The organism is Paenibacillus residui, assembly GCF_042677205.1.
Classification (GTDB): domain Bacteria; phylum Bacillota; class Bacilli; order Paenibacillales; family NBRC-103111; genus Paenibacillus_L; species Paenibacillus_L residui.
The window spans coordinates 17,237-32,501 of sequence record NZ_JBHTIU010000042.1; the positions used below are offsets into that span (position 1 = coordinate 17,237).

The window sequence follows — 15,265 nt, forward strand, 5'->3', positions numbered from 1 at the left end:
CATTACAAGCACAAAAAAACAGCATGCAGATGCATGCTGTAGTTGGAGCAAAGCATAGTTTTTTTTATTACTATACTATTACCGGACTAAGTCTTCTTTCTTTTCCAATACACATTTTCTCGCTTATGTTTAATACCATTTATCCAAACAATTGCTTCATCTTCGTCGACTTCAAACACAAGAATAACTTGATAAAGCCCCAGTCTTGCCCAAAGACCTCTCAATTCGCCTGTCATAATTTGTTTAGCAGTGAGCGTTAGTGTATACAGCAACCTGGTAAACGAGTCCAGAAAAATCTTTTCCTTCACATCTGGTGGATAGGCAAGAATACCGCTAAGCTCATCCAAAGCCGTTTGCGTCCAATAAACGCTATACGTTTTGTTCATGTTCAAAATCTTTGACCTTATTGCGTAAATAATCAAGTCCGGCTTCTTTACCGTATATCCGTCCATGTTCACGATCTTCACGACTCTGACCAATTTGTCTAATGAGATCTGCATCCTCCGCGAGTGATGCGTCATCCAATTGTTCCAGAACGGCTCTTTCCCGTTTCATATTCAAATATCCGATAAAATCATATACTTCGATTGCGTCTTGTTCGGGGATTCGGTCAATCATTCTTTTTAGTTCTTCGCGGTCTATACTCAAACCGTTCACCGCCTCTCCATTTTCCTAATGACACATTATTCCCATTATACCACAAAAAGAGCAGGCTAAAGACAGAAGAGAAATCGACGGGTAACCATTGGCATAAAGCATCATTTTTCGCGACTTCATCAACGTCCTGTCAACAAGTTTGCAATGAGCAAGATGCTATATTCTCAAATAAGTTGATGGAAAGCTGCGCTTATTCGATTCTTGGCCTCGCAAGCCCTCTATTCGGACGAAACCGACTTTAACACGCTCCGCAAATCATGTCCGGTTGGAGACTGGTAGACTCGAAGTCCAAACTCCGGCGCAACAGCAAGAATATGATCAAAAATATCGGACTGAACCCCTTCATAAACCGTCCAGGCGGTATCATTCGTGAATGCGTAAATTTCCAAAGGCAGGCCGGTTTCCCCCGGATTCAATTGCCTGACCATGCGTGTCATTCCTTTATGAATTTTGGGATGATGCTCGAGATATTGTTCGATATAGGCTCTAAACACACCGATGTTCGTCATTGCCCTGCCATTCACTTTGCTGGATCGGTCTATTTCATTTTCGATGTTATGCTGCTCAATTTCTATCTCTCTTTTGGTGATATAGTCGTGAAGATAATGAATTTTCTTGAATTTCTCTATCATTTCAGGGCTGCAGAAGGTAATGCTGCCCGTATCCACGTGAATCGCACGTTTGATCCGCCGACCACCGGAGGCTTGCATGCCTCTCCAGTTTTTGAAGGAATCGGAGATTAGCGCATAAGTCGGAATGGTCGTGATCGTCTTGTCCCAATTCTGAACCTTAACCGTGACCAAGGAAATCTCGATAACATCTCCGTCCGCTCCATACTTCGGCATCTCAATCCAATCCCCGACGCGCACCATATCATTGGAAGTCAATTGAATTCCCGCTACCAGGCCCAATATAGAATCTTTGAAAATCAACATAATGACCGCTGATAATGCGCCGATCCCGCTTAGAAGAATGACTGGGCTCTCGCCAATCAGGTTGGAGATAATCAGTATTCCGCCAATGATAAAAATAATAATTTTTACGACCTGAATGTATCCCCGGATCGGTCTGACCTTGGAAATTTCGTAAGTGGTATAAATGTCATTCATTGCATTAAGAAAAGCGTCCAGTACCAGCATCATCACCACGATCATGTAGATGACGACACCCTTCTCTATCCATTGTTGATAGGTGGGGAAGGTGAAAGAGAAGTAATAAATAATAAGGGCGGGAACCACATGAGAGAGCTTCTGGAAGACCTTCCGCTCCAGAAGATAATTGTCCCACTTGAACCGGTTATTGTTAATGTAATGACTAAGGACTTTTATAACAATCTTTTTGGTAATAAAATTTGCTAGTATGCTTAGCGCACTGATTCCAACGATCATGATCGCATTAGACAGGTAAACAGCTGTATCTGCTTGGATTCCGAGCTCTACAAGTAGATTGTTAATGAATTCCATAACTCCTCCTAAAAAAAGAAAAGTCCACCATAGCACGCATGGACTGCTTCACTCCCGTTCAGGCCCTGTTCCTTCCACTCGGTGGCTATTGATTAACTGTAAAACCCACTCTTCATCAAACCGGAGCTTCTCCAACCGATGCCGGAAGAAGATCAGAATGTATCGCTGCTCCCCGTCGGGAATCCGCTCATCCTTGCTCGCATACTCCAACCGTTCTTCCTCATGGCGGATTTCATACCGCAGGTAGTCCTTGTATTGGTGTAAAATTAAAAACTGCAATTCCTTGCTGACCAGACCAAAATTCTTCAATTTAGTATAAAAATGCAGCTCGTAATCCGGCGAATAAGGAATCGGTTCTTCCATCAACCGAAAAAAACGTATTCTGCCTTCATCTGTAAGTTTATAAATCTTTATCTTCTTTCCTCTTCCCTGCCTGGCACCCTCCGGTTGTTCATCGGGGACCTGCTCGATCAGCCCGTCTGCAAGCATGCCGTGGATAAGCGGATAAATCGCCCCCCAGCTGACTTTTCGCGTAGGTCCAACAATTCCGTTCAAAATCTGATGCAGCAAATAGCCGTGCATCGGGTTATTCATCAATTCGCCGAGTATGAACAATTCGTACACGCGAAAGGCCTCCCTTATAAGTTCCTACTGCTTTTAAGTAAAGAACAGTATAACATACGGCTGCCTGAAATAACAGAAAAGCCGCGGTTTTCGCGGCTTTGTCCAGTCGTTTGCGGCCGATCCCGGCCTATCGTTCGCTCCACTATCACGCCGACGTCTGCTGCACCATTACATTGCGGTGTTTCGGCAGTAGCTGCACGGCGAGCAGGTTCGCAACCGCAATACCGCATATGAGCAGAAAAACGGCATGCATACCGGCAACCAGCTCCGTTTTGGAGCCAAGCGTTGTCACATGCTGGTTGTAAATCGTGCCGAACACCGCGATGCCGACCGTTTGGCCCATCGCCCGCAACAGCATGCTGGAAGCGTTGGCGACCCCCCGTTGTTCCCAGCCTACGACCGATTGCACGGCAACGGTCGAGGGTGTCGCAACGAAGCCCATCCCCAGCCCGATTAGAACAAGGATGCCAATCCAGTATAAGTAAGGCGAGTTCATCTGAAGCGCAATAAGCCAGATGGAGCCGGCCACTACGAGAGAAGAACCGAATACAATCGATGCCTTCACCCCGATTCGGTACATGAGCCTGCCGGCGATGTTGGAAGCGAGCGGCCAGGCCAGCGACATCGGCATGACGAGCAGGCCGGAGCTTGTCGCAGAATTTCCGAGCACGGACTGAATCCAGATCGGCGAGTAAACCGTCAGCCCCGTCGTGATGCTGAACGTCAGAAAACCGCTGAAATTGATCACGTTCAATACGCGGATGCGGAAAATCGACAACGGCATCATCGGCTCCTCCGCCCGTTTTTCAACCCATAGGAACAACATGAATAATATGGCGGACGCCGCGAACAGCCCCACAATCAACGGGGAATCCCATGAATGGTCGGACCCGCCGCTCAGCAGTGCATACAGCAGCGTGGAGAAGGAAATGGTAAAGATGAGAGCACCGAGGTAATCGATTTTTTTCGCCCGGCGCTCGATCGGTTAATGCAAAAATACGATGACCAGCAGCAGGGAGGCGGCGCCGATCGGCACGTTGATGTAGAATATCCAGCGCCACGACACCTGATCGACGAAATAGCCCCCGATTAGCGGACCGAGAAGGCCTGCCACGGACCAGACGGACGAGAAGACACCCATCATTTTGCCGCGCTGCTTGCCCGAGAACAAATCGCCGATAATCGTAAAGCATACGGGGGCCAACGCCCCGGCACCGAATCCTTGCAAAGCCCGGAACCAAATGAGTTCCGCAATCGACTGTGCCGCCCCGCACAATATGGAACCGAGCACGAATAAACCGATGCCGGCCGCGAACACGGCTTTGCGCCCGAACAAATCGGCCAACTTGCCGAAAATGGGCGTCGCCACGCAGGTGGTCAACGTATAAACCGCGAACACCCAACTGAACAGGGTCTCGCCATGCAAATCCGTGATCATATGCGGCGTGGCGGTGGCGACGACGGTCGCGTCCAACGCGCCAATAAACATCGCCGCCAGCAGTCCGGCGACGACCAGGTTAACGTTGGTTTTCGGGGCCGGGCGGAGGCTCCCTTGCGCTGTCTCTTTTTCTCTCATTGGCTTAACGATTGCAAACCAAGTAGAGAGTATTGCCGTCAGGATCGCTGAAGTGTACGACTTGGGCCGCTTTGCCATCCACAGCATCATGGAAATCTACGCCGCGGGATTTCAGTGTCGCGATGGCTGACCCCATTTCTTCTACCTCAAGCCCAATGGACATGCTCCCCGATTTTACCGGCTCCGAACCTTGTTCTCCGGCCAAATGCAGGAGTCCGATCGTCAATCCCGGTGCTGCGATCTGTGCAAAATGCCCATCCCCTTCGTGCTGCAGCTCCAATCCCAGAGTCTCGATGTAAAATTGTACCGCCTTTTTCATATCCGCTACCATCACCGTCACATTGCCACTCTTGAACATAGCATAATTCCTCCTTATTCTTTTGATCGTTTTTATTATATCAAAATAATATAATGTGTAAACATATTTTTTTGATATATATTTCTGGTAATCTCTGCTTGTACAATGGATGAATACTTGTTTTCTGCCGGCAAAAGCTTAAGCGGTTTGAAGTTGGGGACGACTTCCCGGATTAAAGGTGCCTGCTTAATAAAGAAAAAAACGGCCCTCATCCCGAAAACTGGCGATGAAAACCGTCTTTATTATTCGTATCTTCTAATTGTTCAGAAAAGGAAAATATCCTGGCGTTCTTGTTTAGACCCGTAGCGAGCCGCGGAATCCCCTTGCAGCATAATAGGATTCTGCTCCGTTGTGGTATACAAAGACCGTGTCGTAGCGGCGATCACAAAAGATTGCCCCGCCGAGCTTTCTAATATTGGCAGGTGTTTGAACCCAGCTCGATGTTTTCGTATCGAAGCTTCCAAGCTTCTGAAGCTCCCGGTATTGTTCTTCCGTTAGAAGCTCAATGCCCATATCGGCTGCCATATCAACGGCATTATTTTTCGGTTTATGTTCCTTCCTCGACTCCAACGCTTCACGGTCGTAACAAATACTTCTGCGGCCTTTAGGACTTTCCGCCGAACAATCATAGAAAATGTATTCGCCCGTCCTGTCATCATGTCCAACAACATCCGGTTCGCCGCCGGTCGTCTCCATTTCATGGAGCGACCACAGTTTTTCAGGAGAAGCTTCGAGCTTTGCTTGTACGTCAGCCCATTCCAAACCTTCATGTCGGTTCATGTTTTTCTCGAAACGGGCTTTCAATGTTTTGAGTAATCCTTCTCGTTCTTCCGGTGACAGCTCCTTCTTGTTGCTGGTTTCACTACTTTTGGCCATGTTAGTTCCTCCCTTGAATTTTTCGGCATCATGGTTACATAAAATACTGCTTCCTGCTCATGGGCTGCATTAATAAATCTGTTTATCCTGCAGTATTCGGATGGCGATTTCCGCCGCTTTGCTTCCATTTGCTTGTCCATTCTTATTTTGAATAGCACTTGCGAAATAATAAGTATGATCGTCTTGCTCTACAAAGCCAATAAACCAGCCATTAACATTCTTCCCATTGATCATCCCCGTACCCGTCTTACCGTACAGCCGACCGCTTTCCTGCTCACTAATGAAAATCGACTTTTTTACAGCTCGAATACTTTCCTCTTTAAAGCCAAATGCGTTTTCCTCTAATGCGTTCAATAGCTCCACTTGTTCAATCGGCGAGATCTTCAATGAAGATTCCATCCAATAACGGTCCAATTGCCCTGATAGATTCTCGTTTCCATATTTTATTTGGCCAATATAGGCTTGTAGTTTTTCCCTCCCCATTTTTTGGTCAAAGCTTTGGAAATACCAATTGACCGAACGACTCATGGCCGTAGATAAATCTTGATCCGTATTCCATTCTTCATAGGGATAGACGGTTCCATCCCAAGCCTGCTCATCGTTATTTGGAGAAATGATATTTTCCTCTAAGGCAAACAAAGCCGAATAAATTTTATACGTGCTGTTAGGTGAAATTCTTCGTTCGCTCATTTCCCGATTATAGATTTGATAGTGTTCATTAGAAGGATCATACAAAACAAAGCTGCCGGTGTAGCCTTCAAAATATGGGCTTAAATCTTCATAAACCGTATTTTTTCCGCTAAAATGATACACCTCATCAGAACCGGCTATAACAGAAGTGAGCGGAGCAAGAAGTAAAACGAAAATGGCTAGAACTACACAAATCCCTCTACTTGTCCATTTGAATAGCGGCGAATCCCCGGAATAATCCGCTATACTTCGAATTCTTTGTTTAATTTGTTGTTGTGTCCCCCCCATCCCCGAGGCAAACTGACGGTAAGGCCGAGCCGTTCTATCGGCAAAATGAATAATCATGTGCCCGTATTCTATATATCCGTTCTCATCTAATAATTTTAATACAGATGCATCACAAGCCAATTCCCGGTCTAACCGCATTCTTCTTACGGCATACCATATTAATGGGTTAAACCAATATATTATTTGCAGCAGCCACATTCCATAATTCACTAATACGTCCTTACTTTTTTGATGGCTTAACTCGTGCAACAACACATATTTTAATTCGTTAAGTGAAAAGACTTCCTGAATATTCTTGGGTAACAATATATATGGCTGCCATAGCCCAAGCGTAATAGGCGAGGTAATCCATGAGCTTTCCAGTAAGATGATCTTCTTCCGTACCCCGACCGTCTCCTTGCATTTCTCCAATAATTCATTTATTTCCGGATTCTTAATGGCAACGGCTGATTTTTTCATTCGATTAAGCTGGTAGATTGCATATACCGCCACACCCATACAAATGAGCAGGCCAATGACCCAAACACCAAAAAAAGTATAGAAAACAAAATCCGGCGTCGATTTATTCACAGATATCGCAAAATCCTGCAGTAAAGTTTTGCCGGGTGCCTGGAAGTCACTATATCCGCTTAATTCTCCATCCTTAAATACAGTGCCTCCCTGTTCCCGGAAGGAATTTTTTATCCGTCGATACATTTCTCCTAACCGGAATAAATCCGAAGGAAGAAGAGCCGTAACAGGCAAGATGAAAAGAAAATACCAAATGCTATAGTGTGTTTTTTTAGACATGTGTCTATATAATATTTTTTTCGTCAAGAGGATCAATAAAACAAGGACGGATACCACAATCGTACTTATCCAGAAACGGAGTATAAAGGCATCCATTATTTTTCCCCTTCCTTCATGTCCCTCTCAGATAATATTTTCTTTAGTTCGGAAATATCTTCCTTGGATAGCTGGTCATTTTCAATAAAATTTAAAACCATGGAATTTAATGCACCGCCGAAAAACTGTTTGAGAAATAATTTACTCTTCTGCTCAACATATTCATGTTCATCAATAAGGGACGTGTATACAAACACTCTCCCTTGCTTACGCGTTTGCAGTGCTTTTTTCTTGACCAGGCGTGTAAGCATGGTTTGAATAGTATTCGGCTTCCAGTCAATTTTTTTCGTTACCTTTTCCACCACCTCGGGAGTGGATATCGGCTCGTATTTCCATACAACCTTCATGACCTCATATTCTGCTTCAGATATTTGCGGGATCTCTTTCAATCTTGACCCTCCTGCTTTTACACTTGTAGTATTTATTATAGCAAGTCGGGGCCATGGCTTAAAGCGTAAATGCTTATTCATCCAAATATTGATATAAATCCTCTATAAATGATTTATTCAGCTGCGTTGCGGAGCTTCCCGCCGTATAATGCTCTACCAATGAAAGGAGGAGAAAGGAAGCTTGTTCCGTATCAAAGGCAAGTAAAAAGCTGTTCTCATCTCCTTGTTCTCCTTGCTGCATCTTCAGTTCTGCCGTTCCCGTTTTAGCAGCTAATTGAAATTTCGGGTTGTACAAAAGATGGGCCGTTCCGTTCGGATCCTTTACTACTTCTTCCAGCCACTTTTTCATTTCATTTGCGGTGGAAGCCGTTATCGCTGATTTTACTTTTAGCTTATCATTCACTAACAATCTCGGATAAACGATTTTTCCTTCATTTTGAAAAACGGAATACATCGCCGCTTGCTGAATCGGCGAAATCAACAATTCTCCTTGGCCATAGGCCGTATCGGCCAAGAGTATTTCCGACTTAAATTCCGGCTGATTAGAAATTTTGGCCGGCTTCATGGCGATTGGCAAATCGAATTCTTCTCCGAAAATAAACTTGTTTAGCCCATCTCTAAACACTTCTTCCCCCATTTCCAAAGCTTCCTGTGCAAAATAAATATTGTCAGAGTAGATGAGCGCTTTTCTCATATCCACATTCTGTACATCAGATACACGAGTAATTGAATATCCGCCCCAAGACTTGTCCTTTTGCCAGCTTAAGCCATTGATTTCTCTAAGCTTATCAGGATACGTCACCTGAGCATCAAGGCCGATACTGGACGTGATTGTCTTAAACGTGGAGCCGGGCGCATACCCTATAGCAAATCTTGATATAAAAGGCTTGTTCTCATCACCGGCATACGCATCGTATTCCTCCAGGGATATCCCTTGTACCATTTTATTCGGATCATACGAAGGGGAACTAACGACCGCATAGAGCCCTCCATCTTTAGGATTCATCACGATGGTGGCGCCGGGTTTTCCCTTTAAATGCCTGAATGCTTCCAACTGGATATATCGATCAATGGTCAGTTGGATCGTTTCCCCATCTGCCTTTTCTTGCTTTTGAATTTCTTGCTTTCTTTCACCGTTCTCACCGACAATGATGATTTCTCCTCCATCTTTTCCTCGCAGCTCTTTATCAAAAGCTCTTTCTAACCCCGCCTTGCCAATGATATCGTCCTCCGTTAAATCATGGTTTTTATCTAAATCTTCCTTGGTTACTTTTCCGACATAGCCGATTAAATGAGCTGCCGCTTCTTTTAAAGGATAATAACGTTGTTTTATCGTCCGGTAGGAGATGCCGGGAATCACTTCCGCTTTATCGGATTCAATTATTTTTATAGGGACGAATAAATCATCCTTCACCCAGCCTTGATTTAATTTTTGCTCGATTTCTTCAACCGGGATATTCAATTGTTGGCTTATGTTTTGAATCCTTTCTTCTTTCTCATTCCCCTGAGACAAGTCTTTCGGCACAATTCCGGCCTCTTTAAAATCTTCATTTACGGCTAATCCATTGCCGCGGTGATCTTTAATTTCTCCACGCTCGGCTTTCCAATAATGGAATTCCACCTTGTCCTTCCCCTCCATTCCAGGAAAGATTAAGGATGGATCCCATTTCACCATATAGAGTCCATCTTCCTTTATGATCTGTGTCCGGTAATCCAAATGCTCTAATTTGCCTAAAGGAGTAGTGAAGCTTAATTGATAGGAAAGTTCCTGCTCCTTATTAGATATTTTTTCAATCCGGATATTGGACGCACGAATGTCGTGAATACCGATTCCATTGTAAATTCGCTCATATTTATTTATTACTTCTTCCAACGTATAATCTAACGATGAATAGGATTGTTTAGCGAGCACATCCCCTAATTTCTCATAGTCCTTATTCTCTAATATGCTAATAAAATGGTACGCTGCTTCCCGCACTTGCCTGCTATCATCCTTAAGCATAAATAAGTAAAAAAGAATACTTCCAACACCCGCTAGAATGATCATTGCCACTACAACGTAAGGAATGATTCTTCTTTTTTTCTTTTTAATAAGGCCCATCCTATTCCCTTCTTTTCTTTCGTTTTAATTACTACAAGTGTAGTTTATATGTTAGAACTACACTTGTAGTAATATTGAGATTATAGCACATTGGCAAATTGCTTAACAACAATCGGAAGTCTTCTTGCCGTAATGCCCCCATAACAAAAAAACCGCTTCGAACGAAGCGGTTCATCTAAATCTAAGGATATCGTATCATTTTCCTAAGCTGTATGTATCGATCGGATAAACGTTGTTCAAACGTTTTAATCCAATAGTTAAAGTAGTCTTCTTTATTGAAGTTACTCATATCCTGTTTTTCTGTTACGATATTTGTGACTCATTCCAAGCTTTAGAATCTCGTTTGCATCAATATGTCCCATGTAAGTCACCTAATTTCTTACAAGTAACGGAATAGAGTAAATCTCTATTCCGTTACCGATCTTAGATTACTAATTTGTACCCTGATTATATTTTTCATGGATTGTCTTTTTTAGTTCCTCTAACTTGTCGGCACTAATATCTTTCAATTCCTTGACTACTTCGTCTTGACCATCACGTATAATAACGCGAATTTCGTCACGTAGACTGCGTAAATAACTCATTTGCTCACGTGTAATAATTCCTTCATTTCTAAACAAATTTGCTAATCTCGCAATGTTATTCGATTGTTTAGTTTCCTTAGTTCCCCACTCTACTTTAATACTCAAAATGTCAAAGTTATTATCAAGTCTTATAGCATCTACAGTTATGTCCATAACGGATGATAAAGGAATTCCGAAAGCGCCTGCGGCCTATGAACAGTCTGACGAACATCGAAGCCGCAGAAAAGATTATCTACTTGGACGCGCTTGAATATAACGAAAGGTGGGGACATCGCGTCATTCGTGGTTTCGGTGATCCATTAGTGAAACAAAGGCTGCAAGATCTGTTTGAGGAACGTTATCCGGATGATGGCCCGGAAGTAGAATAAAAAACCGCTTCCCGCGCCTTCGCTTGGGCTACGTCCTCCACCGAGCTTAAACATAAAAAATATTTCTTATCCATCGTCCCGATGGATAACCCTACCAGCTTACACAAACTTCTTGACGCTACCTTCAAAAGCCGCCCCCATTGCGTGATCTGCCTAAAAGCAGAGCTGTGGCTGGACGGAAGTATCATTATCCCCCGCATGGGTCATCGCCTTAAATGGAACCACCATTTATTATTGCATGGACAAAAATCGCTCTCACCCTGCTACTTCAAACATAGATCGAAAAAAAAACAGAATGGTCATGGCGCACCTGCAATTTGGCTTTCCTAGACATGCGGGGAACGTACTGGAATGGATGGTATTTGATTTTCAAGGTACAGAAAAACAGCAGGGGACATGCCCCTCTATCATCCGTTTCATTTTGAAGTCAAAATCGGACCTTTCTATGAAAAATAATGATAGAAAGCTCTCTGTACAGTGGAAATCTTTGGCATAATAAGCTATAATAATGGCGAGGTATGGAAGAAATGGTCCCAACAAGAGAGGTTCTGAGCTTTGTCAGAAAGCTCAAAAAAATGATGAATCAATTTGAGGGAAAATAATGTGAGTATTTCGAGATCATCATCCACATGCGCCGAGAGTTTAATCTCGGTTACAGAAAAGATGGGATGTATCTGTTGCCGAAAAAAATTAAAAATGGCCACTTAATGCTGTCGCGATTACATCTCGGTCAATAACCAGCTTTACATGTAAGGAAACTGAACAAAGTGAAGAAAATCCCGTTGAGGGTGGAAGCTAGTGAACTGGTGGATCCCGAAGAATAATTCAAGAGAGTTCAGAAGAAGCAGGAAGCTTTTCAAGAAAGGCTCTACTGCTTTTTGATCTTATGTAAATATCTGTGGAATTAATTCTCTCCGATTATACTTTGATTTTATGGAAATTCATTGATTTTTTTGCTTAGTTTGCAAATTCGATATGTTGTTTTCCAGTCCGGTATTACTTCACTTTAAAGCTATATCCTGACCTGAGTTATTTAACTATAATTGTGACTTTGTAAGTTACGAACATGATTGGTATGGGAGGAGACTCGAATTTGGCGGGTCGCTTTCTTTTATTTGTTAAGAGCTTAATGCGCTGCAGGTTGTTCAGATTACTCATTATATATATAGGTGCTGGTCATTGTCTACCGCTCGACCCTGCATGCAATGAATGAATAAGCTGCACTTGTTCTGCCCTCCTACTGCCAAAAACATCTCCAGTATGGTAGATGGAATGAAATCGAATTAAGGCGTGCTCTGCATTTTCGAAATCGCGTAAAACTGACATGTATAAACTCCATTTCGTTGGTTTTCTGGAAAAGCCTTGTCTTATCTTGTGCTTATATTGCGACAGTTATGTTGAGAGTTATCCTTAAGGGGCAAACTATATAGCCTGTGAATTAGTATCCAGGTATGGTTTCATCTGAACTAAGTACCTTTCTCAAAGACCGGAAAAGCTTCTTCTTTGGAAACATGAATCATTTCTTGAGGGAATGTTTTTTAAAGTACTTTTCTACTCTGAGATGGATATCTTTTTGATACCATTCCGAAAGTCCATAGGCTTTGAACAACTGGTGCATGCCGAGTCGTTCAGAGTGTTTCCCCATCGAACCATCCCCGATATTAAGTGTATCTATCCATATCCGATCTACGATACCTTCCAGTAACTTTGGGAAATCCGGAGTGAACGGCAGTACAGGTGAAATTGACGCTTGTGTAGTTATCCCTACCTCATGTACTTCTCTTAATGCTTGAATTCGCAGCTTAATTCCCGGTGCAACCGGAGCAAAAAGCCGCTTTATATCTTCCCGATCGGTTTCAATTGTCATTGACAAAATGTGCTTCAAAGATAGGAGTAAGCACTTGGAGAAGAGCCTGTTGGATAAAGCGATCTACCACAGTCGAAATGCCAAATAATCTGACAACGCCGTCGGGTTTCGGGATTTCGACCCTTCGGACTGGTGCCGTTTGATAGGCCCCTTCTAATAATTGTTGTCGTATAAGCGGCCAGTACTCATGGGACTCGGAGTTTGCCGGACGACGCTTAACCATCACTTCAAGGTCCTCTGGGCTTCACCCGTACTTCCCTGAAGGAGTTCCATAGGAATTCTGCTTCAACGCGTCGTTCTCGAAAACGTCTGATCCATCCCTGAGTTGACGTTTGGCCCTTCCCTTTTTCAGGCGTCCCTTACTCACGCACTATGACCTCTGCTGACTCCTGCACGCTCAGCAAAACCTTACGGCCTTGGTTACCATCCTCAGATGGCGTGCCATGCAGGCCTCCCCGGATAAGGATGCGTACTTTCATCCATGCACCTGTCCAATATACTCATACAGCCCTTGGCGGCTTAGGACTTCGCCTTGTTTCGCAGACTCGTCCGACTGTACTAGCCTCACATTGGATTCGTGTATCTCAGGTCGAGTGTTTGCCTCCAGCTTCCTTCAGATTCCACCTCACGATGGACACCCTTACTTTTGGCTAACGGTAGGTGCTCGCCAGCCCCCGCTTGGGACTTTCCCCTAAAGCACGGCACCCATGCCGGGCTAGAGTGAAAGGCTGGGCGGGGCCCAGCCCCTCCTCATCAAACCGTACGTGAGGTTTTCCCTCATACGGCTTTCCGATGTTCGTCATCATGAAAGACTTCACTTCGCGCAGCGAACTCAACCATCGTCTGCGTTTGTGTTTCTTAGCATACCACTTCGCAAACCGCTGCCGGATATACCAATCCAACTTCGCCATCTTCCTCTGGCTGTAAGCTGTGTAGTAGTAATTGCGCCAGCCTTGAATCTTTGGATTCAGGTACTCCACGTGCTCTTCGAAACTCAGGCGTCGCATACCTGGCGGAGCTAATCGCTCTTTTACCCCTTCCCGTATTCGCTCTTCCGCCTTCCGGCACAACCACTGCTGGGTTGTGTAGTACACTTGGCCTTTGGATGTTTCGGCCTTCGTCTTTCGATGATGCATGCCCAGAAAATCGAAGCCTTCTTCCCCAGTCCAAAGTCCAACGATGCGCGTTTTCGTGGGGTGCAGGGTTAATTCCAGGCGTTCCATAATCGCTCGTATGAGTTCATAGGCCCGCTGTGCGTCCTTCTTCGTCTTGCAGATGATCACCAGATCATCTGCATAACGCGTCAGTTCCCCAAGCTTACCGCCATGTCGTTCCCACAGAAGATCAAAGTAATTCAGGTAGATGTTCGCCAGCAGTGGTGAGATCACTCCCCCTTGCGGTGTACCCAAGTCTGAGCGTCGGATGTTTCCTTCTTCCATCACTCCCGCACCTAACCACTTCCTCACCAACTTCAAGATTCGCCTGTCACTGATCCGCATTTCGATCAGCTTCATCAGTTTCTCCTGATTGATGTTGTCGAAGTAGCCTTGGATGTCGACGTCGACCACCCAATTTCCTTTGCGGTTGCATGCTTTCCGGATTCGCTCCAACGCCTGTTTCGCGCTCCGCTTAGGCCGAAAACCGAAAGACGTGTCCTGAAAATCCGCCTCGAAAATGGGTTCCATGACGAGTTTGGTCGCCATCTGGATGACGCGGTCTCTCACCGTCGGGATCCCCAGCGGTCGCAGTTTGCCATCTTTCTTCGGGATGTAGTGGCGTCTAACGGGTTGTGGATGGTACTTCCCTTCTTTCAGTAGCCGTTGACATTCAAGCACAAAACGCATTTCTCCCTGTTTCTCGATGTCTGCCAACGTCTCTCCATCCACTCCTGCCGAGCCCTCGTTGGCTCGTACCCTTCGCCACGCTTCCCATAAGATGTCTACCCGATAGACCTTGTCGTACAGCGCGTGAAATCTTCGCTTCTTGTTCTCCTTGGCCGCATGACCGAGTTTCCCTTGGAGTTGTTGAACGTTTTCCTCTGGTGTTGTTAGCCGTTTGGCATTCACTGACTCGTACCTCCTCAAGAAACTTGAACAAAGCAGGGCTCCTTCCCTCCCGCAGGTTGTGTTGTCCTGCGTTCCACGGTACTATGAGCCCCTCGGACTCCCTTCCTGCAGACCGTTCACTTCACCTCTGGGGCTTATAGAAGGCCTCTTTACGGTTTCTGCAACCGTGCAGGGGAGGGCCTCCCCAGTTCACTGCATCCTCTTTCATACCATGCCGTTCCCTCTACGCCGGAGGATTCTTCACTGCCGCTCCAAGTTCTAGGCAGCTTCCATGGCCTTCGTCCATGTACGCGGGACTCGGCTTCCTCTTTTCCCTCTTGCGAGGCCTTTTTGACGACGCGGCAGGATTCACTTTCATGTTACGGCCTGGTATGTTGCTCGCCCTGCCTCTGACAGGTACTTTCGTCGATACGCTTCTACGTACAGATTTCGCCATACGTAGGTATCCTAGCTACGCGGGGGCTTGGCCCTTC

General features: G+C 45.0%; 13 protein-coding genes and 3 pseudogenes. 1 reads left to right on the plus strand and 15 read right to left on the minus strand.

Features of this window, described 5'->3' with window-relative positions:
• Positions 1–86: 86 nt before the first annotated feature.
• The 11 genes from ACFQ03_RS13985 to pbp4 all read right to left on the minus strand — a co-directional run bounded on the left by ACFQ03_RS13985 (position 87) and on the right by pbp4 (position 9,907).
• Positions 87–386: a type II toxin-antitoxin system RelE family toxin gene (locus ACFQ03_RS13985; RefSeq protein WP_379288870.1), complete on the minus strand. Its 300-nt coding sequence runs from the start codon at positions 384–386 to the stop codon at positions 87–89.
• Positions 370–648: a hypothetical protein gene (locus ACFQ03_RS13990; protein ID WP_144936242.1), complete on the minus strand. Its 279-nt coding sequence runs from the start codon at positions 646–648 to the stop codon at positions 370–372. Before ACFQ03_RS13990 ends, ACFQ03_RS13985 begins: the two co-directional genes overlap by 17 nt.
• 227 nt (positions 649–875) lie before the next feature.
• Complete coding sequence (locus tag ACFQ03_RS13995; RefSeq protein ID WP_379288873.1) at positions 876–2,120, minus strand: mechanosensitive ion channel family protein; 1,245 nt, start codon at positions 2,118–2,120, stop codon at positions 876–878.
• Between the two features lie 48 nt (positions 2,121–2,168).
• A complete protein-coding gene (locus ACFQ03_RS14000) occupies positions 2,169–2,744 on the minus strand; it encodes a PadR family transcriptional regulator (RefSeq protein WP_144936246.1) in 576 nt (191 codons plus the stop codon).
• A gap of 145 nt (positions 2,745–2,889) precedes the next feature.
• The gene (locus ACFQ03_RS14005) at positions 2,890–3,603 is read right to left on the minus strand and encodes an MFS transporter (RefSeq protein WP_379288903.1); all 714 of its coding nucleotides are present in this window, start codon (positions 3,601–3,603) and stop codon (positions 2,890–2,892) included.
• A 126-nt stretch (positions 3,604–3,729) separates the two neighbouring features.
• A complete protein-coding gene (locus ACFQ03_RS14010; RefSeq protein WP_379288875.1) occupies positions 3,730–4,233 on the minus strand; it encodes an MFS transporter in 504 nt (167 codons plus the stop codon).
• Between the two features lie 91 nt (positions 4,234–4,324).
• Complete coding sequence (locus ACFQ03_RS14015) at positions 4,325–4,678, minus strand: VOC family protein (protein WP_144936250.1); 354 nt, start codon at positions 4,676–4,678, stop codon at positions 4,325–4,327.
• Positions 4,679–4,972: 294 nt separating this feature from the next.
• On the minus strand, positions 4,973–5,554 hold the full coding sequence (locus ACFQ03_RS14020; RefSeq protein WP_144936252.1) for a DUF4256 domain-containing protein: 582 nt from the start codon (positions 5,552–5,554) through the stop codon (positions 4,973–4,975).
• Positions 5,555–5,623: 69 nt separating this feature from the next.
• Positions 5,624–7,417 carry a BlaR1 family beta-lactam sensor/signal transducer gene (locus ACFQ03_RS14025; protein ID WP_379288878.1) on the minus strand — a complete coding sequence of 598 codons (1,794 nt, stop codon included), beginning with the start codon at positions 7,415–7,417 and terminating at the stop codon, positions 5,624–5,626.
• Positions 7,417–7,806 (minus strand): BlaI/MecI/CopY family transcriptional regulator, encoded by a 390-nt coding sequence (locus tag ACFQ03_RS14030; protein WP_379288880.1) that lies wholly within the window; start codon positions 7,804–7,806, stop codon positions 7,417–7,419. The genes ACFQ03_RS14025 and ACFQ03_RS14030 overlap by 1 nt, the downstream gene beginning before the upstream one ends.
• A 73-nt stretch (positions 7,807–7,879) precedes the next feature.
• On the minus strand, positions 7,880–9,907 hold the full coding sequence (pbp4, locus tag ACFQ03_RS14035) for a penicillin-binding protein PBP4(5) (RefSeq protein WP_379288882.1): 2,028 nt from the start codon (positions 9,905–9,907) through the stop codon (positions 7,880–7,882).
• A gap of 739 nt (positions 9,908–10,646) precedes the next feature.
• Here pbp4 and ACFQ03_RS14040 point away from each other — a divergent pair.
• Positions 10,647–10,859, plus strand: a pseudogene (locus ACFQ03_RS14040) (IS256 family transposase); the annotation flags it as partial.
• 1,227 nt (positions 10,860–12,086) lie between these two features.
• Here the strand turns inward: ACFQ03_RS14040 and ACFQ03_RS14045 are convergent.
• The 4 genes and pseudogenes from ACFQ03_RS14045 to ltrA form a co-directional block, all read right to left on the minus strand.
• Positions 12,087–12,179 (minus strand): annotated as a pseudogene (locus ACFQ03_RS14045) (GTP cyclohydrolase); the annotation flags it as partial.
• A 196-nt stretch (positions 12,180–12,375) separates the two neighbouring features.
• Positions 12,376–12,726 carry a hypothetical protein gene (locus ACFQ03_RS14050; protein WP_050954049.1) on the minus strand — a complete coding sequence of 117 codons (351 nt, stop codon included), beginning with the start codon at positions 12,724–12,726 and terminating at the stop codon, positions 12,376–12,378.
• A 4-nt stretch (positions 12,727–12,730) separates the two neighbouring features.
• A pseudogene (locus tag ACFQ03_RS14055) lies at positions 12,731–12,949 on the minus strand (group II intron reverse transcriptase/maturase); the annotation flags it as partial.
• A gap of 427 nt (positions 12,950–13,376) precedes the next feature.
• The gene (gene ltrA, locus ACFQ03_RS14060) at positions 13,377–14,792 is read right to left on the minus strand and encodes a group II intron reverse transcriptase/maturase (protein WP_379288884.1); all 1,416 of its coding nucleotides are present in this window, start codon (positions 14,790–14,792) and stop codon (positions 13,377–13,379) included.
• Positions 14,793–15,265: the final 473 nt, after the last annotated feature.